The following is a 24,298-nucleotide window of genomic DNA, read 5'->3' as shown; positions in this document are numbered from 1 at the left end:
CCAACCCGGCCACGCACCGAGGCCCGCGGGGCACCTGCGACCCGAGGAGTGACTCCCTCCAGCAATGGACGGATCGTCCGGTAGTACCTGCGCCGCCCCCTCCCAGGAGGCGGCGGCATGATCATCCCCGTTCTGCTGCTCGCCGCGGCATTCCTTCTGATTCTCGCCAACGGCTTCTTCGTGGCAGCCGAGTTCGGCCTCGTCACCGTCGAACGCGCGGACGCCGAGCGGGCCGCCGCCGGCGGCGACCGCCGCGCCCATGGGGTCGTCAAGGCCCTCCGGGAGCTGTCCTTCCAGCTTTCCGGCACCCAGCTCGGCATCACCCTCACCTCCCTCGTCACCGGCATGCTCGCCGAGCCCGCCCTCGCCGGGCTCCTCCACGGACCGCTGACCGCCACGGGCCTGCCCGCCGGCGCCGTCTCCGGTATCGCCGTGGTGATCGGCATGCTGCTCGCCTCCGCCGTCCAGATGGTGATCGGCGAGCTCGTCCCGAAGAACTGGGCGGTGTCCAGGCCCCTCCAGGTGGCGCGGTTCGTCGCCGTCCCGCAGCAGCTGTTCTCGTCCGCGTTCCGCCCGGTGATCACGCTGCTCAACACGGTCGCCAACCGGCTCGTCAGGCTGCTCGGGGTCGAGCCCACCGAGGAACTGGCCTCCGCCCGGACGCCGGGAGAGCTGGTCTCCCTGGCCCGCCACTCGGCCCAGGCCGGCGCCCTGGAGCAGGACACCGCCGACCTGTTTGTCCGCACCCTCACGCTCGGCGGACTCACCGCCCAGCACCTCATGACCCCGCGGGTGAAGGTCAGCGCGCTCCGGTCCGACGCGACCGCCGCCGACGTCCTGAACCTGACCCGGGCCACCGGGCTCTCGCGGTTCCCGGTCTACCGGACCCGGATCGACGAGATCGTCGGCATGGTCCACCTCAAGGACGCGCTCGCCGTGCCCCGGCACGAGCGGCTGCGCGCCCCCGTGGGCCCGATCTCCGTTCCGCCGCTGCTCGTCCCCGAGTCCCTCCCGGCCCAGCAGCTCCTGGAACGGCTGCGCGCCGAACAGCCCATCGCGGTCGTCGTCGACGAGTACGGCGGCACCGCGGGCGTGGTCACCCTCGAGGACATCGTCGAGGAGCTCGTCGGTGAGGTCCGTGACGAGCACGACGGTGACGGCGACGCCCGTCCGGAGCTGGCCGCCGTCGCCGCCGAGGACGGCCACGCCGCGTGGGAGGCCGACGGCAGCTGCCGCGTCCACACGCTGCGCCGGATAGGACTCGACGTGCCCGACGGACCGTACGAGACCGTCGCCGGGCTCGTCGCCGATCTGCTCGGTCGCATCCCCGCACCCGGTGACCGGGCGGAACTGCCCGGCTGGCGGCTGTCCGTCCGCCAGGTGGACCGCTACCGCGCGGAGCGGGTCCGCCTGGTGCGCACCACCGGCGCCCCCGCCACGGACACCCCGCACGCTCCGGAGACCTCGGACACCCGCGCCACCGGCACCCGGCGCGCCCCTGTCGCGGAGGCGGCCCGATGAGCGTGCTCCAACTCCTCTTCGCGGCCCTGCTGGTGATCGCCAACGGGTTCTTCGTCGGCGCCGAGTTCGCCCTCGTCTCCGTGCGCCGCAGCCAGATCGAGCCGCTCGGCACCAACCGGGCCCGGCAGGTGCTGTACGGCCTGGAGAACCTGCCGCAGATGATGGCGGCGGCCCAGTTCGGCATCACCGTCTGCTCCCTCACCCTCGGCGCCGTCGCCGAGCCGACCGTCGCGCACCTCCTGGAACCGGTGTTCCACGCGGCTCACCTGCCGCAGGGGCTGATCCACCCGCTCGGCTTCGTCCTGGCCCTCGCCCTGGTCGTCTTCCTCCACCTCGTCATCGGCGAGATGGTGCCCAAGAACCTGGCCATGGCGGCCCCGGAGCGGACCGCGCTGCTGCTCAGCCCCGGTCTGGTCGGCTTCGCCCGGATGTGCCGGCCGGTGACCACCTCGCTCGACGCCTGCGCCCGGCTGGTCCTGAAGCTGTTCCGGGTCGAGCCCAAGGGTGAGGTGGAGGCGGTCTTCACCAGCGACCAGCTCGGTCGGCTGGTCGAGGACGCCGGTCAGGCCGGACTCCTCGACCCCGGCGAGCAGGAGCGCCTGGAGGACGCGCTGGAGCTGGGCAGCCGCCCGGTGACGGATGTGCTCATCGGCCGGTCCGCGCTGGTCACGGTCACTCCGGCGGTCACCCCGCGCCAGGTCGAGGAGTTGACCGTGCGCACCGGCTACTCCCGCTTCCCGGTGTGTGCCGAGGGCGGCGGGACCTTCATGGGCTTTCTCCACGTCAAGGACGTGCTGGACCTGGAGGACGGTGAACGGGCCGTCCCCCAGCACATCTGGCGCCCGATGGCGACGCTGCGCGCCGAGCTGCCGCTGGACGACGCGCTGACCGTGATGCGGCGCGCGGCCACGCACCTGGCGCAGGTGGCGGACGCGTCGGGCCGGGTACTCGGCCTGGTCGCGCTGGAGGACGTCCTGGAAATGCTGGTGGGCGAGGTCCGCGACCCCGCCCACCGCGCGCACCGCCCCTCGGCCCCCCTCGTCACCGAGCCGCGCTCGGCCCCCGCGGAGGGGGTCCTGGCGCGCTGACGGTTCAGATCCCCGGCGGTTCCTGCGGGCCGCGGTCCACCGGACCGCGGCCCGACAGCACTTCGCCGTAGGCCTGCATCAGATCCGCAAGCCGGAGCGTGGCGAGATCGTCCCGGGTCGGCTCCACCGCGTACCCCGACAGCCGCAGATCCCGGTAGGCGCACGACTTCTCGTACAGCGTGCGCAGGAAGCGGCCGTTGCCGAGTTCGTCGATCCACCCCTGGTCCACCACATGGCCACTGATCGAGCGCAGCTCGTCCAGGGCCTCCTCGTCCCACCGGTCGCCGTTCTCCGCGGCCAGCACCTCACCGATCGCGGTGAGCTCCAGCGGGCGGTACGAGGGGAAGTCGACCCGGGTCGTGAAGCGTGACGAGAGCCCGGGGTTGGTGGCGAGGAGCCGGTCCATGCCCTCCGGATAGCCGGCCAGGATCACCACCAGATGGTTCCGGTTGTCCTCGGCGCGTTTCAGCAGCACCTGCAGTGCCTCGTCGCCGTAGGCGTCGCCCTTGCTGTAGCCGGTGTTGGACAGCGCGTACGCCTCGTCGACGAACAGCACCCCGCCGAGCGCCGAGTCGATCAGCTCATTGGCCTTGACCGCCGTCTGGCCGAGGAACTCGCCCACCAGATCGGCGCGTTGGGCCTCGACCAGATGGTCCCCGCCGAGCAGTCCGAGGGCGTAGAAGACGCGGCCGAGGATCCTGGCGACGGTGGTCTTCCCGGTGCCCGAGGGACCGGAGAAGACAAAGTGACGTTTCGGCGGCTGTACGGGGAGCCCCTGGCCGGCTCTGAGCCGGGCCATCTCCAGCTGCGCGGACAACGCCTTGACCTGCCGCTTCACCGGCTCAAGGCCCACCATCCGCTCCAGCTCGGCGAGGGCGGCGGCCAGCAGGACCGGGTCGGTGGGGCTGGCCGGGAAGCGCGGTGGCGCGGGCTGAACGGGGATCACGGCCTTCTCCCGCACCCGGTCCGGCGGCGCGGGCGGGGCCGGCGGCCCAGGAGCCGCGACCGGCGGCTGCGCGTCGGTGCTGAGCCGCAGACCCTCCCCGATCGGGGCGTCGAGGTCGGTCTGTCCGTCCGCCGTGTCCTGGCCGAACCCCGCCAGGGAGACGGCGGCGAGCCCCGCGGCGTCGTCGGTGCCCTCGAAGCCGTCGTACTCGGTGATCGCCGCGAGCCGGGCCGAGGTGTCCATGAAGGCCGGGTCGATCCGGTGCACGGCCCGGTACAGAGGGAGGGCCGCCGCGCTGCGGCCGGTGCCCTCATGGGCGCGGGCCAGCCAGTACCGGAGCTCCTTGCGCTGCGGCTGCTCACTGCGGCAGCGCATCAGCGCGGCGGAGAGCAGCGGCTCGGCCTGCCCGTACATTTCGAGCCGCACCCGGGCCATGCCGCCGAAGAGACCCGCCTCGATGCCGAGGAGCGGATCGTCGACAAGCGGTTCGGTGTGCCGTACGAGCTGCTCCCAGTCCTTGACCAGGTACGCGCGGCAGGCGTGCAGAAAGCGGACATGCGGATCGGCGTCGACGGGCGGAAGCCCGGCGAGCGCCCGGTCCAGCTCGGGGACATGGCGCCCGTCCAGCCAGTGCGAGGCGTGCGCCAGCAACAGATCGCGCGGGCTCTCGAGCACCGGCTGTACCCACCAGCCCAGCCAGTACCAGGAGTTCAGGGTGCGGCGGTGCCGGGAGCGCTGTTCGCCGAAGCGGTCCCGGTTGCGGTACATGCGCAGCAGAGCGGTCGTCGTATCGACCCGTAACGCGTGCAGTCCGAGCCAGGCGTCCGCCATCGCGGGATCGTGCCGCACTGCGGTCCTGAACTCCTCCTCGGCCTGCGGATACGCGCCCATCGTGTAGGCGTCGACGCCGCGCAGCCAGGCGAGGTCGGCCGGGGCCTGTGCGCCCTGCGTGCCGATGTCCATCGGGTCCCCCACAAACCGTGCCCCCGTTGCTGTCCCGCCGGGCGGGCGCCCGCCGGAGCCGTACCCAACAGCGTTCTCGTGGACGGGCTTTGACCGCACCGAGCAGCATCGTACCTGCGCAGGGGGTGTGCGCTTAAGGGCTCGGCGCAGCCCGGCATCCGCTCCGGTGACGGTGACCCAGGGTGATCGTGGGGGGTTCCGCAGCGGGCGATGAGGGAGGGAAGGGGCAGAACGAAGCCCCCGATCACGGGGGAACAACCGGGGGCTTCGCGTCCGCGGCGGCTTCGAAAAGCCGCACATTGAGAACGTAAGACCTGTACGCCCCGTCGGTCAAGCAGAGTTGAGGGCTTCACGGAAGGTGAAGTCCGACTGGTCAGTATGGCGGCGAAACATCGTCACGGGGAGTGATGAAGTGGTGCGGGGCTGCGGTCGCAGAAGGTCCGGGCAGCCACTCGTATCCCTCCTGGCACTCCCGTACCAGCGCATCGGCGAACGGGCGGGACGGGTCCTCGGCGAAATGGCGGGTCTCCGCCATCGTCCAGCCGTCCCAGAACGCGGACTGCGCAGGTCCGTCCCGGTGGCGCCCCCGCGCCCAGGACTCCTCGGGGCCGCGTTCCATCCACAGCAGCCGGGCCAGACGGGGCCGCAGCGCGCGCCGGCCGGCGCCCACTCCCTCGACGAGCACGACGGGCGCGGGCGGCAGCTCGCGCGGCGGCCCGAAGCGCCGCAGATTCCAGTCGTACGGGTGATAATGCGCGCTTTCACCCCTCGACAGCGGCTCGAGGACCTGCCTCCGCATCCTGTCCGTCCACGAGAACAGCTCCTCGTGCGTCGCCAGGTCGTCCAGCCGCAGGACGGGCGCACCACCGAGCGCCGCCGCGAGCCGGCCGGCGAACGTGGACTTGCCCGAGCCGGCGTGACCGTCGACCGCGATCAGCCGGACAGGACCGCACGAGGGGGGCAGCCCGTGGAGTTCGGCGGCACGGCGAGCGAGGTGGTCCATGGCGTCCACCCTACGAGGCGGTGTTTCGGGCGGTCGGCGCAGCCGCAGGTCATGCCACTGGTCGAGACCAATATTGGTCGCGCGGCACACCGTCCAGGCGCTGGCAGGAGCCGCCCGCGAACCGCGATAGTTGCCCCACGCCCGCCGTCCGACGCCTCATCCGTTCTCGATCGGGGGTCACCGCCCATGACCAGTTCCACCCCACGCAGAACCGTGCTGGCCGCCGCGCTGGCAGCCGCCGCGGGCTCGGTCACGGCCACGACGGCCCCGGCCGTCGCCGCGACCCGCGCCCCTGCTCCGCCCGAGGGGGAATCCGCGGGGCCGGCGCGCGCACCCGACAGCGCGTGCCTCGTCGACAACCGCTTCTGGACCACGTACAGGCACTGGCGCTGTGGCGTCGCGGCCGGAACCGGCGCCATGGCCGGGCGCCGCCCCGGCCTGGTGATCACGACCCCGAGGGGGCGGCTCGACTACACCGACCCCCACACCGGCAAGACCTCCGCCTGGGAGTACGCGACCTGGACCTCGCCGACGCACACCCCGTCGGTCCCGGCGAGCGAGGTCATCGCCTCCTGGAACGCGCACGCGCCCGCCGGCACCTGGATCCAGGTCGACCTGTGCGGCACCTACTCGGACGGCACCTCCACGCCCTGGTACGTGATGGGGCGCTGGGCCGCCGGGGACGGTGACATCCGCCGTACCTCCGTCGACGACCAGACCGACGGCAGGAGCACCATCTGGACGGACACCTTCTCGATCGACGCCGCCGCGGGCGGCCTGCGCCTGGTCGCGTACCGGCTGAGGCTCACCCTCCACCGCAAGCCGGGCACCACCCTCACGCCCACGGTGTGGCGGGTCGGCGCGATGGCGTCCGACATCCCGGACCGCTTCACGGTCCCGGCGTCGGTGCCCGGGCTCGCCCGGGAGCTGACCGTTCCGCGGTACTCGCAGAACACGCATGTCGGCCAGTACCCGGAGTACGACAACGGCGGTGAGGCGTGGTGCAGCCCCACCTCCTCGCAGATGATCGTCGAGTACTGGGGCCGCCGGCCCGCCGCCGCCGACCTGGCCTGGGTCAACCCGGCCTTCGCCGACCCGCAGGTCTGCCACGCGGCCCGCCACACCTTCGACCACCAGTACGACGGCTGCGGGAACTGGCCCTTCAACGCCGCCTACGCGGCGACGTACGAGGGCATGAGCGCGGTCGTGACCCGGCTGGGGTCGCTCACCGAGTTGGAGACCCTGATCCGCGCGGGCATCCCGGCCATAACGTCCCAGTCCTTCCTCACGAGCGAGCTCACGGGCGCCGGCTACGGCACCTCGGGGCATCTGATGACCGTCATCGGTTTCACCGCAGACGGGGACGTGATCGCCAACGACCCGGCGTCACCCAGCAACGACGCCGTGCGCCGCGTCTACCGCCGTCGCGAGTGGGAGAACATCTGGCTGCGGACCAAGCGGTACAACGCGAGCGGCAAGGTGGTCTCGGGCACAGGAGGTGTCTGCTACCTCTACTGGCCCGCCTGCCCCACGGCTGCCCAGCGCAGGGCCCTGGCCTCCGTCGGCATCCGCTGAGCGTCCCGCGAGGCCAGGGGGCCGTGACCAACGTCTCGCCCCCGGGGCCGTGTTCCCCTGGCACTGTGGAAGGCATGACCGCTACCACCGCTTCCGCCGCGCGGCCCACCACCGGCGGCCCCGAGGAAGACGGCCCCAAGGTGTTGGAGCACATCCTGGGCTGGACACTCGTCGTCGTTCTGGCCGTGTTCGTCACGCAGGCCGGCCTCATGTGACCGTGCGGGCCGGGGCGACCGGCCCGCACGGAAGTCAGCCCTGCCCGGGGTCTGCCCGCCAGTGCCGGTCCGGGACGCCCACCATCCCGTACAGCCACCGCACCGGAGTGCGGCGCGGCAGCAGCACCGAACCGGCCAGGAGCGCGAACAGTGCGAGGCCGAGCGGCCCGCCGAGCAGCCGCGTCAGCACGCTCGCGCCGAGCGCGCCGAGGAACGGCAGGCCGTACACCCCCGCCGCCGCGATCCCGACCGCGATCACCCGCGGGACCCGGCGGTCCTCGTCGGCGCCCGGCAGCCGCCACCCCTCCACCAGCCAGCCGATCTCGGTGAGCAGCATCGTGCCGATGACGGCCGCCCCCAGCACCAGCAGGGCGAGGAAGGTGCCCGAGGTGAGGAAGTCGAGCACGTGGTTGACGACGCTGTCGTCCGCCCAGTGCGCGTACGCCTGCGCGTCGGTGCTCAGAAGGCGCCGGTAGCCGTTGCCGTCCCAGCCGTGGATCAGCGTGCCGAAGAGCAGGAAGTGGCCGCCGACGGTCTGCAGGTACGCCCAGTACCCGGCGCCCACCAGGATGAGCGCCCGGGCGGCGAGGAAGCCGAGCAGAGTGCTGACGACGATCCCGCCCGCGTACAGCAGCACGAATCCGGCCCAGAGCCCGTCGTGCGCGGGCGCCACGTGCATCGTCGCCCAGGACGGGTTCTGCCAGAGCAGGAAGAGCCCGGTGGGCACGAGCAGCACCGCCGCGAAGAGCAGTGTCAAGGCCAGGTACGGGTTGGCGGCGTGGCTGCGGGTGCGGACGCCCTCCTCACGCACCGAGCGCTCCCACCACTGGAGCTGTCGGCCCGCCGAGAGCGCGAAGGTGGCGCCGATCGCGTACGCCCAGAAGAGCGCGGCCTGGATCTGGATCATGACGTCTCCCTCATGAGGCCGAGAGCGTCAGCCCGTTCGCCTCGATCAGGTCCGAGGTGACCAGGGCCTGTTCGGCGGTGACATCCGTCATGAAGACGAACGGGGGGACGACCGGCGGCACCGGAAGCCCTTCGGGGGTGAAGGTCAGGCAGAGCAGCCCCTCCAGGCACCCGCTGAACCGCGTGAGATAGAGCGTGACGTCCCCACTGAGGTCCAGGGAGTCGGCGCCCAGGGTGAGTTCGTCGCGTCCGTCGCGGGTGGTGAGCCGGTAGTCGGTCAGCGACGCCGACCGCATCCGCAGCACCATGACCTTCACCGGCCCGCCGGCGCTCCGGACCTGGCGTACGCCTGCGAGGGTGAAGCCGTGCGGCGCGAAGCGGCTGCTGGTCACCGTCGGGGGAGTGCGCGGCACCTCGGGCGTGACACCCTCGCCCGCCTGCGGCGGCTGGCCGCCGAGCGTGGCGAGGAGGACGAGCGGCAGGCCCACCGCCAGGGTCCGCGGCCCCTGTGTCTTCACGGGAAGGCCGTCCTCCCGCTCCTGTACGCGCGTCCAGCCGACGCCCATCGCGCTGCCCGCGATCCCGAGAGCCATCCCGACCAGGAACCCGCCGAGATTGGTCGCGGCGAAGGAGAGCACGGAGAGGATCAGCGCGTGGACGGACACATAGAGACGGGCCTGCGGCAGGAACCACAGGAAGAGGCCCGCGGTGATCAGGCCGAGTCCGATCGCGATCGCCGCGATACCGCCGATTCCCAGACTGACCAGCACGGTCAGCGGCGAGAGCGGCACCAGGAGCAGTTCGGCGCCGCCGAGGACCAGGAGCAGTCCGGCCCAGAAGGGCCGGGTCCGCCGCCAGGCGCGCAGCCGGCGGCGGAGGTCCGGCAGCGGCAGCCGCTCGTCGAGCCACTTCGCGCGCGGCCGGGTCAGAAGCACTTCTTGCCGCCGATGCTCACATCGACCTTCATCCCCTTCAGCCGGAAGTCCCCGCCGGTCGCGGACCAGGCGTGCGACTTCACGCCCAGGACCTCGATGTTCCCGGCCTGGAGACCGAATTTCCCGCGCTCGCCCTTGACCCCCTCCACGTCGTCGAGGGTGGAGGCGTCCCGGCCGATCTGCGCGGTGCCGAAGCGGGCGTCGCCGACCAGGTCCTCGCCGTCGATCACCAGATTGCTGGCGGTCACCTCACCGGCCTCGCCGCCGGCCGTCAGTTTGAAGACGACCTTGCCGACGGGGGTGTCCACCTCGGCGGCCTGGCAGATGTCGCTGAGCCGGGCGTCGCCGATGCCGAGCAGTGCCACCGGATGGCCCTTGCCGTCGGCGGACCGGTCGGTGTGGACGTACGAGGCGAGGCCCTGACTCGTCAACTTGCCGGACGAGACCTGGAAGCTCGAACCGGAAACCGCGAAGGAGGCGGCGAGCGCCCCTTCGGCCATCACCGACGCCATGACGCCGACCGCGAGCACGGCCGGAAGGGCCACGGCGGCGGTCTTCTTCCAGGACGTTCTTCCTGTGCTGTGCCGGGGCGTCAACGCCCCTGAAGATGCGCTCACTTGACCCTCCCGTACGTCTGCCATACTGCGGGGACTGTCGTGGCAGTGGGAGACTAGGGCTCAATTTGAATAATAGTCAACAGCGCGGGACGACCGAACGATCCCAGGCGCGGCGCTCCGAACTCATCGCAACAGGGCGGAAGTTGTTCGCCGACACGTCGTACGACGCGCTGTCCGTGGATGACATCGCCAAGCACGCCGGAGTCGCCAAGGGGCTGATCTACTACTACTTCAAGAACAAACGCGGCTACTACCTCGCCATCGTCGAGGAGTCGGTCGCCGATCTGGTCGCCCGGGCCTCCAGCGACACCGAGCTGCCGCGCCGTGAACGCGTGGAGCGCACGGTCGACGCCTATCTGCGCTACGCCCAGAACCATCAGGCGGCCTATCGGACCATCGTCACCGGGGGCGTCGGCTTCGACACCCAGGTGCAGGCGATCCGTGACGCGGTCCGCCAGGAGCTGATCGCCACCATCGCGGAGGGCGCCTACGGCCGCCGGGAGATCCCCCGGCTGGCCCGGCTCGCGCTCCTCGGCTGGCTCAGCAGTGTCGAGGGCATCACGCTCGACTGGCTGGAGGACCAGGAACCCGACCGGGCGACGGTGTGCGCGCTGCTGGTGAAGTTGCTGAGCAACACCCTGGCCACCATCGAGGAGTACGTGCCGGAGTGCCCGGCGCCTGAGCCGGCCGGCGCATGACGAAGGGGCGGGGACCCCCTCGTGGCCCCCGCCCCCCCCTAGGACGGCCTCAACTGATCGCCTTGATCAGCTCCCCGGCCGAAGTGTCACCGCTGAGCTCCCAGAAGAAGGTGCCGCCCAGCGCCTGCTGGTTCTTGTAGGTCATCTTCCCGGCGATGGTCGCCGGGGTGTCGTAGCTCCACCAGTCGGTGCCGCAGTGCGCGTACGCCGTCCCGCCGACGATGCCTCCCCCGGACTTCGTCGGGGAGATGCCCCCAGCGGGGCACTTGGTCTTGAGGACCTTGTAGTCGTCGATGCCCTGCTCATATGTCCCCGTCGCGGGCCCGGTCGCGGCGCCGCCCGGCGCCTTCTGCGTCACGCCGGTCCAGCCGCGCCCGTAGAAGCCGATGCCGAGCAGCAGTTTCCGCGAGGGGATGCCGAGGCTCTTGAGCTTCTTGATCGTGGCGTCCGTGTTGAAGCCCTGCTGCGGGATGCCGCTGTAGGACGTCAGAGGGGAGTGCGGGGCCGTGGGACCCTTGGCGGCCCAGGCGCCGAAGAAGTCGTAGGTCATCGGGTTGTACCAGTCCACGTACTGCGCCGCGCCCGCGTAGTCCGTGGCGTCGATCTTGCCGCCGCTGCTCGCGTCCGCGGTGATCGCCGCCGTCACCAGGTTCCCGCCGCCGAACTTCGCGCGGAGCGCGGCCATCACCTTCTTGAAGGCGTCCCGGCCGCTGGTGTCGCAGGAGAGGCCGCAGGCGTTGGGGTACTCCCAGTCGATGTCGATGCCGTCGAAGACATCGGCCCAGCGGGGGTCCTCGACCAGGCTGTGGCAGGACTGGGCGAAGGCCGCCGGGTTGCGGGCCGCCTCGGTGAACCCGCCGGACCAGGTCCAGCCGCCGAACGACCAGATCACCTTGAGGTTCGGATGCTTGGCCTTCAGCTTGCGCAGCTGGTTGAAGTTGCCGGCCAGCGGCTGGTCCCAGGCGTCGGCCTTGCCGTCGACGGACTGGGCGGCGGTGTACGTCTTCTGGTAATCGGCGTACGCGTCGCCGATCGCGCACTTCCCGCCCGTGACGTTGCCAAAGGCGTAGTTGATGTGGGTCAGCTTGGCGCCGGACCCCGAGGTCTCGATGTTCTTGACGTGGTAATTGCGGTCGTAGACACCCCAGTTGGTGAAGTAGCCGACGACCTTCGAGCCGGCCGCCCGCGCCGCGGCCGGGGCGGCGGGCGCTTGCGACTGCGACGTCGCTCCGGCCGTCGCGCTGCCGGTGAGGCCCAGCAGTCCCGCGCCGAGGACGGCGGTGCAGGCGGCGGCGACGAGGGTGCGGAGGCGGGGCGAGTGGGGTCCGTGCATGGTGTCTCCTCGTGGGGGAGGGAGAGCGAGTGGGGGCATGCGGGAGGACGTGGCATGAACGCGGCAACGCGTCCGTGGGGAACCGTAGAAGGACTAGACCAGTGGGGTCAATGGTGCGGACCAATTTCGAGGCGCGTTCGAGCCGTGCCCTGTCCGATACGTCCACCCCGTGACGGGAGCCCGCCGATCGGGCATACTCAACCCGCCACAGCCGCTGGTCAGCCACTTCCGTGATCCGGGAAGGCAGCATCGGCGCAGTAGTGAGACCCGGCGGCGCCGCCCAACCCTTCGCGCGCGCCCGCCGTAGCGCCCGACAGGGAGGAGAGCGCCGCAATGCCCGACCGCGCCCCGCAGCCGGTGGAACGACAGCTGCCCACCGAGGAGTCCAGGGATCTCATCGCTCTGGTACGCGACATGATCCAGCGAGAGATCGCACCCCGCGCGGCCGAGGAGGAGGAAGCGGGGCATTTCCCCCGCGAGGTCTTCTCCCTGCTCTCCGAATCGGGACTGCTCGGTCTGCCCTACGACTCCGCGTACGGCGGCGGGGACCAGCCGTACGAGGTCTACCTCCAGGTACTCGAAGAACTCGCCGCCGCCCGGCTCACGGTCGGCCTTGGCGTCAGCGTGCACTCCCTCTCCTGTCACGCCCTCGCCGGCTACGGCAGCAAGCAGCAGCAGTCGGACCATCTGCCCGCCATGCTCGGCGGCGGACTGCTCGGCGCGTACTGCCTCTCGGAACCGGCCTCCGGCTCGGACGCGGCGTCGCTGCGCACCAAGGCCGTGCGCGACGGTGACGACTGGATCATCACCGGCACCAAGGCGTGGATCACGCATGGCGGAGTCGCCGACTTCTACACCGTGCTCGCCCGCACCGGCGCCGAGGGAGCGCGGGGGATCACCGCGTTCCTGGTCCCCGGGGACGCGGAAGGGCTGACCGCGGCCGCGCCCGAGAAGAAGATGGGCATGAAGGGCTCGCCCACCGCCCAGCTGCACTTCGACGGCGTACGGGTTCCCGACGCGCGCCGGATCGGCGATGAGGGCCAGGGCTTCGCGATCGCGCTCTCGGCGCTCGACTCCGGGCGGCTCGGGATCGCCGCGTGCGCCGTCGGCGTCGCGCAGGCGGCGCTGGACGAAGCGGTCGCGTACGCCACCGGGCGGCAGCAGTTCGGCCACCCCATCGCGGACTTCCAGGGGCTGCGCTTCATGCTGGCGGACATGGCCACGCGGATCGAGGCCGGCCGTGCGCTGTACCTGGCGGCGGCGCGGCTGCGGGACGCCGGCCGGCCCTTCTCCCGGGAGGCGGCGATGGCCAAGCTGTTCTGCACCGACGCGGCGATGCGGGTGACGACCGACGCGGTCCAGGTGCTCGGCGGCTACGGCTACACCGCGGACTTCCCGGTCGAGCGCTATATGCGCGAGGCCAAGGTGCTGCAGATCGTCGAGGGCACCAACCAGATCCAGCGCATGGTCATCGCCCGTCACCTTCTGGGGCCGGAGTCCCGCTGACCCGGGGGGCCCGGTCCGTCCAGGCGGGGGCCGCCGCGAGCCGGTTCCACTCCGGATCGCGGCGGCCGGGCAGTGTTCTGCCGTCCCTGGCCCACTGGTGGAGCATGACGCGGTAGATCGGCGGATCCGGCGGCTGCGGAACCGATTCTTCGAAGCCGGGCGTCGTCAGGCGCCGCCGCCGCCGACCGTGGCCGCCCGTGGAGTAGAGCGTGTTCATGCCGGGCCCAACGTGACCCGCCGCGCCCGGGTCACCCCCCGGCGCATTCGAGCGCCAGTTCGCGGCCTACCCGGTCGCCCGCCTCCCGCTGCCCCCGCGTCCGCCGCGGATGATCCGCGCACGCGAGTATGGCCTCCCGAAGGGTTTCTGACGTACCGTCAACTTCCCTTTCCGAGCAGGAGGCAGGCGTGCTGGACGACCGACCGATCGCCCTCGACGAGTACCCCGTGCACCAGGCACCGCTGTCGATGAAGCACCACGTCAGCGGCGACCGCAACGCCTACGACCGCTGCATCTTCCATGTCTTCGACCACAGCGGCCGCGCTCTGCTCATCGCCGGCCTCGGGGTCTACCCCAACACGGGCGTCATCGACGCCTACGCCACCCTCCGCGTCGGGGACCGTCTGCACGCCGTCCGCGCGTCCGACGCGCTCGGCGACGACCGGCTCGATCTCTCCGTCGGCCCGCTGCGCATCACCGTCGACGAGCCTCTGAAGAGGCTCACCCTGCACTGCGACGCGGACCCGGACGACCCGGACTCCCTCGCGTACGACATCACCTGGGCCGCTGCCTTCCCGGCCGTCTGGGAACCCCACCACACCCAGCGCCGGGGCGACCGTCTCACCCTCGAAGGGCGCCGCTTCGTCCAGGCCGGCAGCTGCACCGGCGTCATCCGGGTGGGTGGCGAGGAGATACCCGTGACGCCGGGGGAGTGGACCGGTACCCGCGACCGCAGCTGGGGCGTGCGCCCCATCCCCGGCGAAGAGCCGGGCCGCGGCGACGAGTTCCGCCCCGAGGGTTTCCACTGGCTCTGGATCCCGATGCGCTTCGAGGACCGGTTCCTCATGGTGATCGCCCAGGAGGACGCCGACGGCTACCGGACCCTCAACGAAGCCGTTCTCGTGCGCAACGGGCAACGCGACACCCAACTCGGCTGGCCCCGCACCGACATCACCTACCGGCCCGGCTCCCGTGATCCCGAGCGCGCCGTCATCCACCTCACCGACCAGAGCGGCGCGCCCCTGGAGATCGGCGTCGACATCCTCGCCTCCTCCCCGCTCGCCGTGGGCGCCGGCTATCCGCCCGCCGCCGACTGGCAGCACGGCACCTGGCAGGGACGAGGCTGGAGCGACCGCCGGGTCTACGACCTCTCCGACCCGGCCGCCCACCCGATGGCCGCCTTCGGTGTCACCGACCACGCCGCCCGCTTCACGCTCGACGGCCGGATCGGACACGGGATCTTCGAACACGGTTCCTTCGGCCGCCACGACCCGAGCGGCTTCAAGGACTACACGTCCACCGCCGACTGACGCCGACCAGACAAGCGAGGCAACCGAGAATGGCCACGGCCCCCCGTCCCCGCACCTCCACCCGCGACCCCGAGGAACTGGCCCGGCGGCTGACCGTCTGGCTGGAGCGCCGACTGCCCGGCGCGAAGGTCTCGGGTCTGAGGGTCCCCGAGTCCAACGGCATGTCCAGCGAGACCCTGCTCTTCGACATCGACCACCCCGAACCGCCCGTACGGGCCTGCGCGTTGCGCCTCGCCGCCGACCCCGAGGCGTACACGATCTTCCCCGTCTACGATCTGCGGACCCAGTACACGACGATGCGCGACGTCGCCCGGCACACGGACCTGCCCGTGCCGCGCGTGCTCTGGCTGGAGGAGGACCCCACCCACCTCGGCGCGCCCTTCTTCCTCATGGAACGCGTGGAGGGCCGCGTACCGCCCGACGTCATGCCCTACACGTACGAAGGGAACTGGCTCCACGCCGCCACCGACGCCGAACGGGCCGGCCTGGAAGAGGCCACCCTCTCCCTGATAGCCCGGCTGCACGACCAGTACCCGGCCGGACCCGTCGAGGGCAGCGCCCTGCGCCGCCATGTCCGGGCACAACGCGACTACTACGCCTGGGTCGTCGACGGACGGCCGCGCTCACCGCTCATCGAGAGCGCCTTCGACCGGCTGGAGGCCCTGTGGCCCGCCGACGAGGGCACCGCCGTCCTCAACTGGGGCGACGCCCGCATCGGCAACATCATCTACGACGGCTTCGCACCCGCCGCCGTCCTCGACTGGGAGATGGCGGCGCTCGCCCCGCGCGAGGTGGACCTCGGCTGGACCGTCTATCTGCACCGCTTCTTCCAGGACCTGACCGTCAGCTTCGGACAGCCTGGCCTGCCCGACTTCCTGCGCCGCGAAAGGGTGGAGCGCAGATACGCGGAACTCACCGGGCACACCCCGCGCGACATGGATTTCTACACCCTCTACGCGGCCCTGCGGCACGCCATCGTGATGCTGCGCGTGGCCTACCGTCAGGTCCACTTCAACGAGGTGAGCGTGCCGGAGAACCCGGACACGATGATCCTGCACCACGCCGAGCTGGCCGCCATGGTGCAGGGAACGTACTGGTAGGGCGAGGGCTCAGGCCGCGCGCCGCATCGGCGGCACCCTGAAGGGACGCGAGCCCGGACCGCCGACGTGCGAGAAGGGCTGCGTCCGCCAGTCGAGTCCCTGGGGGAGCGTCAGCAGCAGCGCCGTGTCCTGCTCGAGGACCTCGAGCGTCTCGTCCGCCGGACGCGCGTCCGCGGCGGCGCGGCCCGTGCCGGCACAGACCGACAGGACGAACGGGTTCCACGGCGTCGGGCACAGCGCGTGCTCCGGGAGCCGGTCCTCGTCCGCCAGCAGCGCGATCGGCTGGGCGCAGTCCGGGCAGATGACCCGGAACATCTCAAAAGTGTCGTATGCGTCGAGTTCGTCGGACTCTTCGATGTCGACGGAACTGACAGGCTCCGGTTCAGTACGTCCGGTGCGCTTCACGCTCTGCATGGGAATCTCCCCCTCGGGTGGGCCGATCAGGCACTCATGGCCTCGACCACAGCAAGCACTTCCCTTCGCGCGCGCCGGATAACCGTGAGGTCACGGCCGACTGCGGTCCCATACCTGTGGTCTTCGTCACATGCCCGTCGCAGATGCCCCGCAGATGCCCCTTCCGGCTCGTCTGCGACTGTGCCGTTTCCCCTCCGGGGCAATAGGTTGATCGGCATGGAGGAGCTGGATCGTCAGATCGTTGAATTGCTCGTCAAGGACGGGCGCATGAGCTACACCGACCTGGGCAAGGCCACGGGCCTGTCCACGTCGGCGGTTCATCAGCGCGTACGCAGGCTGGAACAGCGCGGGGTGATCCGGGGCTACGCCGCGGTCGTCGACCCCGAGGCCGTCGGCCTGCCCCTGACCGCCTTCATCTCGGTGAAGCCGTTCGACCCCAGCGCCCCCGACGACACCCCGGACCGGCTCGCCGACATCCCCGAGATCGAGGCGTGCCACAGCGTCGCCGGCGAGGAGAACTACATCCTCAAGGTGCGTGTCGCCACCCCCCTCGAGCTGGAACACCTGCTCACCCGGATCCGCACCCAGGCCGGAGTCTCCAGCCGCACGACGGTCGTCCTCTCGACGCCGTACGAAGCCCGGCCGCCCCGTATCTAGGGGCGGTCGTCGCAGCCCTCCGGGCGGACGACGCTCCTTCGAAAGGCCGCCCCTAGGCTGGTCACCATGACCGAGAGCGAACACCGCACCGTGCTGCTGCGCGGTGGAGACGTCCACAGCCCCGCCGACCCCTTCGCCACCGCCATGGTGGTGGAACGCGGACATGTCGCCTGGGTGGGCTCGGAGGGCGCCGCCGACGCGTTCGCCTCCGGCGTGGACGAGGTCATCGACCTCGAAGGCGCCCTGGTCACCCCCGCCTTCGTGGACGCCCACGTCCACACCACCGCCACCGGTCTGGCCCTCACCGGCCTCGACCTCACCGGCGCCGTGTCGCTCGCCGAGGCGGCGGAGCGCATTCGCGCGTACGCCACCGCCCGCCCCGCCGACCGGATCCTCATCGGGCACGGCTGGGACGCCTCCCGCTGGCCGGAGGGACGCCCGCCGCGGCGCGAGGAGCTGGACGACCTCACCGGCGGCCGGCCCCTCTACCTCACCCGCGTCGACGTCCACTCGGCCGTCGCCACCACCGCCCTGCTCGACCTCGTGCCTGACATCCGCTCCACCTCCGGCTACCGCGACGGCGAACCCCTCACCGGCGACGCCCACCACGCCGTACGCGCCGCCGCCTACGCCGCGCTCTCGCCCCAGCAGCGGACCGACGCCCAGCGCGCCGCCCTGCGGCACGCCGCCTCCCTCGGCATCGGAACGGTGCACGAGTGCGGCGGTCCCGACATCTCCTCCGAGGACGACTTCACCGGACTGCTGAAGACCGCCGCCGAGGAGGCCGGACCCCGTGTCGTGGGCTACTGGGCCGATCTCGACGTCGCCCGCGCCCGCGCCCTCGGCGCCCTGGGCGCGGCCGGAGACCTCTTCGCCGACGGCTCTCTCGGCTCGCACACCGCCTGCCTGCACGAGCCCTACGCCGACGCGGCCCACACCGGCGCGGCGCACCTCGACGCGGCCGCCGTCGCCGCCCATGTCGTCGCCTGCACCGAGGCGGGCCTCCAGGCCGGCTTCCACGCCATCGGCGACGCCGCCGTCACCGCCGTCGTCGACGGCGTCCGCACCGCCTCCGAAAAGCTCGGCCTCGCCCGCGTCCGGGCCGCCCGGCACCGCGTCGAGCACGCCGAGATGCTCACCCCCGAGACCATCGCCGCCTTCGCCGAACTCGGACTCACCGCCTCCGTACAGCCCGCCTTCGACGCGGCATGGGGCGGCGACGAGGGGATGTACGCCGAGCGCCTCGGCGTCGAGCGGGCCCGCACGCTCAACCCGTACGCGGCCCTGCTGCGCACCGGCGTCCCGCTGGCCTTCGGCTCGGACAGCCCCGTGACACCGCTGGATCCGTGGGGAACCGTCCGCGCCGCCGCCTTCCACCGCACCCCCGAGCACCGGATCTCGGTGCGTGCCGCCTTCACCGCCCACACCCGCGGCGGCTGGCGGGCCATCGGCCGCGACGACGCGGGGGTCCTCGTGCCCGGCGCCCCGGCCGACTACGCGATCTGGAGCGCCGACGAGCTGGTCGTCCAGGCGCCGGACGACCGGGTGGCCCGCTGGTCGACCGACCCCCGCTCCGGAACGCCCGGGCTGCCCGACCTCACCCCCGGCGGCGACCTCCCCGTCTGCCTGCGCACGGTGGTCTTCGGACAAACGGTTTTCGTGCGGCCGAACGCATGACATAGGCGCATTTCGTACCGCCGATCGATGCCCGCACTGCTCCTCCACGCACTCCGGAGTCTCCCCGCTGACCAGGCGGTATCGAGTATCGCCGCAGGTCGTACGACTGTTGACAGCGAGGCGCCACCGGCCGGTAGGTTCGGCCGAGTCCACCACAGGACGTCCGACCGGTCGAGCTTCCACGCAGTCGTCGAACGCCGCTGGGTCATGGGGTGGTGTGCCGCACCGGCGCACCATCACCGGGAGCCAGGTTCAGCGCCCGCGCCTCGGGAGCGAGGGAAGGTTTCTTCCGGATGGGGGTCCCCCCTGCTCCCTCAGGAGCTCGGGGGAGGGTGCGACCCGGGTGGGGCCCGGACGTTCAGTAGACAACGGCTCTCGGTCGACCCGCAGCCAGCGGGTCCCAGGTCGGCCCGAAGGACACCGGGCCCCGATCCGCAGTTCCGTCCGCGCGGCGCTCGAACACCGTGCCGCCGCGGCGCCGCCCCGAAGGCTCGCTATGGTGGGTTTCTGCGTACGGACATCAAAGGGGCAGTAGTGAACGACGGTGGCCAGAGGCGATACGGCCCGCTCGGCAGAGCCTTGGTGATCATCCCCACCTACAACGAGGCCGAGAACATCAAGCCCGTCGTCGCCCGGGTGCGCAAGGCCGTGCCCGATGCGGACATCCTCGTCGCCGACGACAACAGCCCCGACGGCACGGGCAAGCTCGCCGACGAGCTGGCCGCCGAGGACGACCACGTCCACGTCCTTCACCGCAAGGGCAAGGAAGGCCTCGGCGCGGCCTACCTGGCGGGCTTCCGCTGGGGCATCGAGAACGGCTACGGCGTTCTCGTCGAGATGGACGCCGACGGCTCCCACCAGCCGGAGGAGCTGCCCCGGCTGCTCACCGCCCTCAAGGGCGCCGACCTCGTCCTCGGCTCCCGCTGGGTGCCCGGCGGCCGGACCGTCAACTGGCCCAAGTCCCGCCAGTTCATCTCCCGGGGCGGCAGCCTCTACTCGCGGATCCTGCTCGACGTCCCGATCCGCGACGTCACGGGCGGCTACCGCGCCTTCCGCGCCGAGACCCTGGAGGGCCTCGGCCTGGACGACGTGGCCTCGGCCGGCTACTGCTTCCAGGTGGACCTGGCACGCCGCGCCGTCGGCGCCGGTTTCCATGTGGTGGAGGTGCCGATCACCTTCGTCGAGCGCGAGCACGGCGACTCCAAGATGAGCCGGGACATCCTCGTCGAGGCGCTGTGGCGGGTCACTGGCTGGGGCATCACCGCGCGGGCGAACCGCCTGCTCGGCCGGGGCTCCTCCAAGCCGTCCTCCTGATCACCCCTTTACGCCGCCCCGGCGGGCCGCCGGGCACACTGGGAGCATGACGACCGGCCCCACCGCCCCCTCGCCCGCACGCAAGCGCTCACGCGCCCGCACTTTCGTTCCCCTCGGCGTCGCCGCATGGCTGGTGCTCGAGATCTGGCTGCTCACCCTCGTCGCCGGCGCGGCCGGCGGCTTCGCCGTGCTCGGCCTGCTCGTCGCGGGCGCCGTCCTCGGTGCGGCGGTGGTCAAGAAGGCGGGCCGGCGCGCCTTCCGCTCCCTGACCGAGACGCTCCAGCGGCAGCAGTCGGGACTCGCGCCCGCCCAGGACCCCAAGAGCACCGGAAACGGTCTGCTGATGCTCGGCGGTCTGCTGTTGATGCTGCCGGGCCTGATCTCCGACGTGCTCGGTCTGCTGCTTCTCCTGCCGCCCGTCCGCACGGTCGTCGGCCGGTCCGCGCAGAAGACGCTGGACCGCACGATGCGCGGCGCCGTTCCCGGCGGCCTCGGGGGCGCCTTCCAGCAGGCCCGGATGTACCGCCCGGACGGCAAGGTCGTCCAGGGCGAGGTGATCCGTGAGAACGAGCCGGGCGGTCCTCGCGGCGGGACCGAGGGCTCGCGGCCGCCCCTCACCCCCTGAGCGTCACCCCGGGCACGGGGGAGCGCCCTTGACGGCACGCGAAAGAGCCGCGGGGCGCGGTACACACTCGGTGTACCGCGCCCCGCGGCTCAGTTTCGCCTGAAGTGGTGCGCTTAGGCGGACTTCCGGCTGTCGCGCGGATGCACGGCAATGTTCATGGCACCGGAGCGCAGGACGGCCAGCCTCTCGGCCAGCACCTCCTCCAGCTCTTCGCGGGTGCGCCGCTCCATGAGCATGTCCCAGTGCGTACGCGCGGGCTTGCCCTTCTTTTCCTCGGGGCCGTCCCCGTCTACGAGGAGTGCCTGGCTTCCGCAGACCTTGCACTCCCACTCCGGCGGAATCTCCGCCTCGACCGAGAAGGGCATCTCAAAACGATGTCCCTTCTCGCATGCGTACTCCACCGCCTGGCGCGGGGCCAGATCGATGCCGCGGTCGGTCTCGTAGCTGGTCACCACGAGGCGCGTGCCGCGAAGAGCTCGCTCACTCATGAATCGTGCCTCCCGGGCTTGTCGCCCACAGGACAGGTGTCGCTGTCGTCGTCATCCGGTCAACGTCCGGTCGGCGGTAAAGATTCCCGTTGCGGGTCATGCGTCGCCCGTCGTGCCGCCCCTTGTTGTACCCACCAGTGCCCGGTTTGTCACATCTGGCAGCAGATGTCACCCAGCGTCTTCACTTCTTGAGCACGCAGTAACGGTCCGCCTGGCAGGCCAAAGGCGTACACTACCGGTTTTCACTTCAACGGCTAAATCCGTTCCGGAACGGGGTTTCCCGCAGCGGCTACCGCACGCCTCACGGGTACCCGCGCCAGCAGCGCGAAACCCACCCCGAAAAAGATCACCAGCGAGATGATGGCATCCCGATAACTGCCGGTCAGCTGGTACGCGAGGCCGAAAACCAGCGGCCCCAGCCAGCTGAGACCGCGATCGCTCATCTCGTAGGCCGAGAAGTACTCGGCCTCCTTGCCGCGCGGCACCAGGTGTGAGAACAGCGAGCGCGACAACGCCTGACTGCCCCCGAGGACCAGGCCGATCGCCGCCGCCATACCGAAGAACCAGACCGGCGCCCCGGCCGGCAGGAAGTACCCGGCGGCCAGGATCAGCGTCCAGACGGCCAGCGACCCCAGGATCGTGCGCTTGGCGCCGTACGAGCGGGCCAGTCGTCCCATCCCCAGCGCCCCCGCCACCGCCAGGATCTGGACCAGGAGCACCGCGGTGATGAGCGTCGTCTGGTCGAGGCCCAGCTCCTCGGAGCCGTAGATCGACGCTTGCGAGATCACCGTCTGCACGCCGTCGTTGTAGATGAGATAGGCGAGCAGGAAGGACAGCGTCAGCGGGTGGCGGCGCATGTCCTTGAGGGTCGCCGTCAACTGGCTCCACCCGCCGCCGACCGCGCCCTCGCCGCCCTGCACCACCCGCCGGTCGCGCAGCCGCCGCAGCGGTACGAGCGTGAACGCGCCCCACCACAGGCCCGCCGACGCCAGACAGATCCGAATCGCCGCCCCCTCCGACAGGCCGAAGGAGTCGTGGCCGGAATACAGGACCAGATTGAGGACCAGCACCAGCGCGCCCGACGTGTAGCCGAAGGCCCAGCCGCGTGAGGAGACCGCGTCCCGCTCGTCCGGTTCCGCGATCTGCGGCAGATAGGCGTTGTAGAGCGCCATCGACACGGCGAGCGAGGCGTTCGCGACGATGAGCAGGAAGGCGCCCAGTAGATAGCGGTCACCGTCGAGGAAGAACATGCCGGTCGTCGCGGCCGCCCCGAGATACGCCGCGACGGCCAGCAGCGGCTTCTTGCGCCCCGTACGGTCCGCGGCGGCCCCCACGGCCGGCATCGCGAGCACGGCCACCACGATCGACGCCGAGACGGCGTACGCGAACAGCGACCCCGCGCGGACCGGGATGCCCAGCGGATGGACGAACCCCTCCGCGTCCGCCCCCGCCTTGGCGACCGAGGTCAGATACGGGCCCAGGAAGACCGTCAGCACGCTCGTCGAATAGACCGAACACGCGAAGTCGTAGAAATACCAGCCGCGTTGCTCGCGTCTGCGGTCGCCGGGACCGGCGGTGTGCCCGCCGGTGGCTCCCTCTGTGTCGACGGTGTCGCCGCTCACGCCCGCGCCCCCTCGTTCGTCCCCGTGGCGAAACGCCCCGCCCGGAGGGCCGGACCCGGACTCCCGGTCGTCAGACCCAGACTCCCCGGTCGGTGAGCACCGTGCGCAGCGTCTCCAGATGATCGGTCATGATGCCATCCACCCCCAGGTCGAGGAGAGTGCTCATGCGCTCCGGATCGTTGACCGTCCACACATGGACCTGGAGGCCGCGCGCGTGCGCCGTGTCGACGAACCGGCGGTCCACCACCCGTACGCCGTTCTGGCTCTCCGGGACCTGCGCGGCGACCGCGCCCCTCCGCAGCGCCGCCGGGATCCCGTACGACCGCAGACGCAGGCCGAGCACCCCGCCCACGCCGTACGACGTGGCCAGCCGGGGACCCGCCAGCCGCAGCGCCCTCGCCACCCGCCCCTCGTTGAACGAGCCCACGCACACCCGGTCCCAGGCGCCCCTGCGGCGTACCAGTTCCATCAGCGGCGCGAGGGCCGACTCCGCCTTGATGTCGACGTTCCAGCGGGCGTCCGGGAACTCCTCCAGAAGATCCTCGAACAGTGCCAGCGGCTCCTTGCCCGCCACGCGCGCCTGGCTCACCGCGCTCCACGGCAGATCCCGGATCCGGCCGCGGCTGTCCGTGACCCGGTCCAGGGTCGCGTCGTGGAAGGCGACCAGCGCGCCGTCCGCCGTCGTGTGCACATCCGTCTCGAAGTAGCGGTATCCGGCCGCGGCGGCCCGCCGGAAGGCGGCCGCGGTGTTCTCGAGACCCTCCGCCGTTCCGCCGCGGTGGGCGAACGGGATGGGCGCGGGGTGGTCCAGGTAGGGGTGGCGTACGCGAGTCACCGCCGCAGTATCGCCTGCTTCGGTGTCCCGGAGGCGACCACGGTGCTGCCGTCGCCCTGAGCGGGGATGGCGAAGACGCGCAGGAAGACCTGCGCGAGCGGGCCGATGGCGAGCGCGTAGAGGACCGTGCCGACGCCCAGCGAGCCGCCGAGCAGGAAGCCGGTGACGACCACCGCCACCTCGATCGCCGTCCGGACCAGCCGGATCGAGCGGCCGGTGGCCCTGTGCAGACCGGTCATCAGCCCGTCACGGGGTCCGGGGCCGAAGCGGGCCGAGATGTACAGACCCGTCGCCACCCCGTTGAGGACGATGCCGGCCGCCATCACCGCGATCTGCGCGGCCAGGCCGTGGCCGTCGAGGTCCGGGACGAGGGCGAGGGTGCCGTCCATCGCGATCCCGATCGCGAAGACGTTGGAGACCGTGCCCAGGCCCGGCTTCTGCCGGATCGGGATCCACAGCAGCAGCACCGCCGCGCCCACGATGATGGAGACCACGCCGATCGTGAGACCCGTGAGCTCGGCGAGACCCTGATGAAGCACGCCCCACGGCTCCAGTCCGAGGCCGCCGCGGACCAGAAGCGCCGAACTCGCCCCGTACAGAGCCAGTCCGACATAGAGCTGAAGCAGGCGACGGGTGAGATGCCGGCCGGGTCGGCCGGAGGCGTCGGACAAGATGTGCCCCCCTGGTGTGGTGGTAGTGGACTGGTTCATGACACTCTGTGGCTGTGGATCGG

Annotated in this window: 23 protein-coding genes; 12 read left to right on the top strand and 11 right to left on the bottom strand. The window is 71.5% G+C overall.

Features of this window, described 5'->3' with window-relative positions:
• The first annotated feature begins 117 nt into the window (after window positions 1-117).
• The gene (locus ACZ7J0_RS28950; RefSeq protein WP_470892226.1) at window positions 118-1,521 is read left to right on the top strand and encodes a hemolysin family protein; all 1,404 of its coding nucleotides are present in this window, start codon (window positions 118-120) and stop codon (window positions 1,519-1,521) included.
• A complete protein-coding gene (locus ACZ7J0_RS28945; RefSeq protein WP_470892224.1) occupies window positions 1,518-2,609 on the top strand; it encodes a hemolysin family protein in 1,092 nt (363 codons plus the stop codon). Before ACZ7J0_RS28950 ends, ACZ7J0_RS28945 begins: the two co-directional genes overlap by 4 nt.
• Before the next feature lie 4 nt (window positions 2,610-2,613).
• Here ACZ7J0_RS28945 and ACZ7J0_RS28940 read toward each other — a convergent pair whose 3' ends face one another.
• Both ACZ7J0_RS28940 and ACZ7J0_RS28935 read right to left on the bottom strand, forming a co-directional pair.
• The gene (locus tag ACZ7J0_RS28940; protein ID WP_470892222.1) at window positions 2,614-4,518 is read right to left on the bottom strand and encodes an AAA family ATPase; all 1,905 of its coding nucleotides are present in this window, start codon (window positions 4,516-4,518) and stop codon (window positions 2,614-2,616) included.
• A gap of 373 nt (window positions 4,519-4,891) precedes the next feature.
• A complete protein-coding gene (locus tag ACZ7J0_RS28935; RefSeq protein WP_470892220.1) occupies window positions 4,892-5,521 on the bottom strand; it encodes a uridine kinase family protein in 630 nt (209 codons plus the stop codon).
• A 186-nt stretch (window positions 5,522-5,707) separates the two neighbouring features.
• Between ACZ7J0_RS28935 and ACZ7J0_RS28930 the strand changes: the two genes are divergently transcribed.
• Window positions 5,708-7,096 carry a peptidase C39 family protein gene (locus ACZ7J0_RS28930; RefSeq protein WP_470892219.1) on the top strand — a complete coding sequence of 463 codons (1,389 nt, stop codon included), beginning with the start codon at window positions 5,708-5,710 and terminating at the stop codon, window positions 7,094-7,096.
• A gap of 74 nt (window positions 7,097-7,170) precedes the next feature.
• Complete coding sequence (locus ACZ7J0_RS28925) at window positions 7,171-7,311, top strand: SCO1431 family membrane protein (protein ID WP_470892218.1); 141 nt, start codon at window positions 7,171-7,173, stop codon at window positions 7,309-7,311.
• A gap of 34 nt (window positions 7,312-7,345) precedes the next feature.
• Here ACZ7J0_RS28925 and ACZ7J0_RS28920 read toward each other — a convergent pair whose 3' ends face one another.
• From ACZ7J0_RS28920 to ACZ7J0_RS28910, 3 genes are read right to left on the bottom strand one after another with little or no spacing between them, the layout of a single operon-like run.
• Window positions 7,346-8,218: a hypothetical protein gene (locus ACZ7J0_RS28920; protein WP_470892217.1), complete on the bottom strand. Its 873-nt coding sequence runs from the start codon at window positions 8,216-8,218 to the stop codon at window positions 7,346-7,348.
• 10 nt (window positions 8,219-8,228) lie between these two features.
• Complete coding sequence (locus tag ACZ7J0_RS28915; RefSeq protein WP_470892216.1) at window positions 8,229-9,152, bottom strand: DUF6114 domain-containing protein; 924 nt, start codon at window positions 9,150-9,152, stop codon at window positions 8,229-8,231.
• Entirely contained in the window at window positions 9,143-9,664 is a 522-nt protein-coding gene (locus ACZ7J0_RS28910; RefSeq protein ID WP_470892305.1) for a DUF6230 family protein, read from the bottom strand. The genes ACZ7J0_RS28915 and ACZ7J0_RS28910 overlap by 10 nt, the downstream gene beginning before the upstream one ends.
• Before the next feature lie 170 nt (window positions 9,665-9,834).
• Between ACZ7J0_RS28910 and ACZ7J0_RS28905 the strand changes: the two genes are divergently transcribed.
• Window positions 9,835-10,467, top strand: a complete 633-nt coding sequence (locus ACZ7J0_RS28905; protein WP_470892215.1) for a TetR/AcrR family transcriptional regulator — start codon at window positions 9,835-9,837, stop codon at window positions 10,465-10,467.
• Window positions 10,468-10,516: 49 nt separating this feature from the next.
• Here the strand turns inward: ACZ7J0_RS28905 and ACZ7J0_RS28900 are convergent, their stop codons facing one another.
• Window positions 10,517-11,800: a glycoside hydrolase family 18 protein gene (locus ACZ7J0_RS28900; protein ID WP_470892214.1), complete on the bottom strand. Its 1,284-nt coding sequence runs from the start codon at window positions 11,798-11,800 to the stop codon at window positions 10,517-10,519.
• 333 nt (window positions 11,801-12,133) lie between these two features.
• On the opposite strand from ACZ7J0_RS28900, the gene ACZ7J0_RS28895 reads away from it, so the two are divergent.
• The 3 genes from ACZ7J0_RS28895 (at window position 12,134) to ACZ7J0_RS28885 (ending at window position 15,933) form a co-directional block, all read left to right on the top strand.
• Window positions 12,134-13,306, top strand: coding sequence for an acyl-CoA dehydrogenase family protein (locus ACZ7J0_RS28895; protein ID WP_470892212.1), 1,173 nt, complete (start codon window positions 12,134-12,136; stop codon window positions 13,304-13,306).
• A 408-nt stretch (window positions 13,307-13,714) separates the two neighbouring features.
• Complete coding sequence (locus ACZ7J0_RS28890; RefSeq protein ID WP_470892303.1) at window positions 13,715-14,833, top strand: Rv3169 family protein; 1,119 nt, start codon at window positions 13,715-13,717, stop codon at window positions 14,831-14,833.
• Window positions 14,834-14,862: 29 nt separating this feature from the next.
• Window positions 14,863-15,933: a phosphotransferase family protein gene (locus ACZ7J0_RS28885; protein WP_470892210.1), complete on the top strand. Its 1,071-nt coding sequence runs from the start codon at window positions 14,863-14,865 to the stop codon at window positions 15,931-15,933.
• 9 nt (window positions 15,934-15,942) lie between these two features.
• Here ACZ7J0_RS28885 and ACZ7J0_RS28880 read toward each other — a convergent pair whose 3' ends face one another.
• On the bottom strand, window positions 15,943-16,347 hold the full coding sequence (locus ACZ7J0_RS28880; protein ID WP_470892208.1) for a hypothetical protein: 405 nt from the start codon (window positions 16,345-16,347) through the stop codon (window positions 15,943-15,945).
• Between the two features lie 216 nt (window positions 16,348-16,563).
• Here ACZ7J0_RS28880 and ACZ7J0_RS28875 point away from each other — a divergent pair, with 216 nt between their 5' ends.
• The 4 genes from ACZ7J0_RS28875 to fxsA all read left to right on the top strand — a co-directional run bounded on the left by ACZ7J0_RS28875 (window position 16,564) and on the right by fxsA (window position 20,620).
• Window positions 16,564-17,004, top strand: coding sequence for an Lrp/AsnC family transcriptional regulator (locus ACZ7J0_RS28875; protein WP_393649683.1), 441 nt, complete (start codon window positions 16,564-16,566; stop codon window positions 17,002-17,004).
• 66 nt (window positions 17,005-17,070) lie between these two features.
• Window positions 17,071-18,681: an amidohydrolase gene (locus tag ACZ7J0_RS28870; protein ID WP_470892206.1), complete on the top strand. Its 1,611-nt coding sequence runs from the start codon at window positions 17,071-17,073 to the stop codon at window positions 18,679-18,681.
• Between the two features lie 534 nt (window positions 18,682-19,215).
• Window positions 19,216-19,995, top strand: a complete 780-nt coding sequence (locus ACZ7J0_RS28865; RefSeq protein ID WP_470892204.1) for a polyprenol monophosphomannose synthase — start codon at window positions 19,216-19,218, stop codon at window positions 19,993-19,995.
• 46 nt (window positions 19,996-20,041) lie between these two features.
• Window positions 20,042-20,620: an FxsA family membrane protein gene (fxsA, locus tag ACZ7J0_RS28860; protein WP_470892202.1), complete on the top strand. Its 579-nt coding sequence runs from the start codon at window positions 20,042-20,044 to the stop codon at window positions 20,618-20,620.
• A gap of 113 nt (window positions 20,621-20,733) precedes the next feature.
• Here fxsA and ACZ7J0_RS28855 read toward each other — a convergent pair whose 3' ends face one another.
• The 4 genes from ACZ7J0_RS28855 to yczE all read right to left on the bottom strand — a co-directional run bounded on the left by ACZ7J0_RS28855 (window position 20,734) and on the right by yczE (window position 24,275).
• Window positions 20,734-21,108 carry an RNA polymerase-binding protein RbpA gene (locus ACZ7J0_RS28855; RefSeq protein WP_026278069.1) on the bottom strand — a complete coding sequence of 125 codons (375 nt, stop codon included), beginning with the start codon at window positions 21,106-21,108 and terminating at the stop codon, window positions 20,734-20,736.
• Window positions 21,109-21,362: 254 nt separating this feature from the next.
• The gene (locus tag ACZ7J0_RS28850; protein WP_470892200.1) at window positions 21,363-22,730 is read right to left on the bottom strand and encodes an MFS transporter; all 1,368 of its coding nucleotides are present in this window, start codon (window positions 22,728-22,730) and stop codon (window positions 21,363-21,365) included.
• 70 nt (window positions 22,731-22,800) lie between these two features.
• A complete protein-coding gene (locus tag ACZ7J0_RS28845) occupies window positions 22,801-23,565 on the bottom strand; it encodes a glycerophosphodiester phosphodiesterase (RefSeq protein ID WP_470892198.1) in 765 nt (254 codons plus the stop codon).
• Window positions 23,562-24,275, bottom strand: coding sequence for a membrane protein YczE (gene yczE / locus ACZ7J0_RS28840; RefSeq protein WP_470892196.1), 714 nt, complete (start codon window positions 24,273-24,275; stop codon window positions 23,562-23,564). The genes ACZ7J0_RS28845 and yczE overlap by 4 nt, the downstream gene beginning before the upstream one ends.
• Window positions 24,276-24,298: the final 23 nt, after the last annotated feature.

The sequence above is a fragment of the Streptomyces sp. NPDC038280 genome, from assembly GCF_055600045.1.
The sequence above is the reverse complement of the archived record's forward strand: the minus strand, read 5'-3'. Positions and strand labels throughout refer to the sequence as shown.

What these genes read in the sequence shown, in the direction of transcription:
- ACZ7J0_RS28940 (WP_470892222.1), bottom strand. Translation starts at nt 4,518, where the DNA reads ATGGACATCGGCACGCAGGGCGCACAGGCCCCGGCCGACCTCGCCTGG.
- ACZ7J0_RS28945 (WP_470892224.1), top strand. Translation starts at nt 1,518, where the DNA reads ATGAGCGTGCTCCAACTCCTCTTCGCGGCCCTGCTGGTGATCGCCAAC.
- ACZ7J0_RS28855 (WP_026278069.1), bottom strand. Translation starts at nt 21,108, where the DNA reads ATGAGTGAGCGAGCTCTTCGCGGCACGCGCCTCGTGGTGACCAGCTAC.
- yczE (WP_470892196.1), bottom strand. Translation starts at nt 24,275, where the DNA reads ATGAACCAGTCCACTACCACCACACCAGGGGGGCACATCTTGTCCGAC.
- ACZ7J0_RS28885 (WP_470892210.1), top strand. Translation starts at nt 14,863, where the DNA reads ATGGCCACGGCCCCCCGTCCCCGCACCTCCACCCGCGACCCCGAGGAA.
- ACZ7J0_RS28875 (WP_393649683.1), top strand. Translation starts at nt 16,564, where the DNA reads ATGGAGGAGCTGGATCGTCAGATCGTTGAATTGCTCGTCAAGGACGGG.
- ACZ7J0_RS28925 (WP_470892218.1), top strand. Translation starts at nt 7,171, where the DNA reads ATGACCGCTACCACCGCTTCCGCCGCGCGGCCCACCACCGGCGGCCCC.
- fxsA (WP_470892202.1), top strand. Translation starts at nt 20,042, where the DNA reads ATGACGACCGGCCCCACCGCCCCCTCGCCCGCACGCAAGCGCTCACGC.
- ACZ7J0_RS28870 (WP_470892206.1), top strand. Translation starts at nt 17,071, where the DNA reads ATGACCGAGAGCGAACACCGCACCGTGCTGCTGCGCGGTGGAGACGTC.
- ACZ7J0_RS28950 (WP_470892226.1), top strand. Translation starts at nt 118, where the DNA reads ATGATCATCCCCGTTCTGCTGCTCGCCGCGGCATTCCTTCTGATTCTC.
- ACZ7J0_RS28910 (WP_470892305.1), bottom strand. Translation starts at nt 9,664, where the DNA reads ATGGCGTCGGTGATGGCCGAAGGGGCGCTCGCCGCCTCCTTCGCGGTT.
- ACZ7J0_RS28900 (WP_470892214.1), bottom strand. Translation starts at nt 11,800, where the DNA reads ATGCACGGACCCCACTCGCCCCGCCTCCGCACCCTCGTCGCCGCCGCC.
- ACZ7J0_RS28895 (WP_470892212.1), top strand. Translation starts at nt 12,134, where the DNA reads ATGCCCGACCGCGCCCCGCAGCCGGTGGAACGACAGCTGCCCACCGAG.
- ACZ7J0_RS28935 (WP_470892220.1), bottom strand. Translation starts at nt 5,521, where the DNA reads ATGGACCACCTCGCTCGCCGTGCCGCCGAACTCCACGGGCTGCCCCCC.
- ACZ7J0_RS28920 (WP_470892217.1), bottom strand. Translation starts at nt 8,218, where the DNA reads ATGATCCAGATCCAGGCCGCGCTCTTCTGGGCGTACGCGATCGGCGCC.
- ACZ7J0_RS28880 (WP_470892208.1), bottom strand. Translation starts at nt 16,347, where the DNA reads ATGCAGAGCGTGAAGCGCACCGGACGTACTGAACCGGAGCCTGTCAGT.
- ACZ7J0_RS28930 (WP_470892219.1), top strand. Translation starts at nt 5,708, where the DNA reads ATGACCAGTTCCACCCCACGCAGAACCGTGCTGGCCGCCGCGCTGGCA.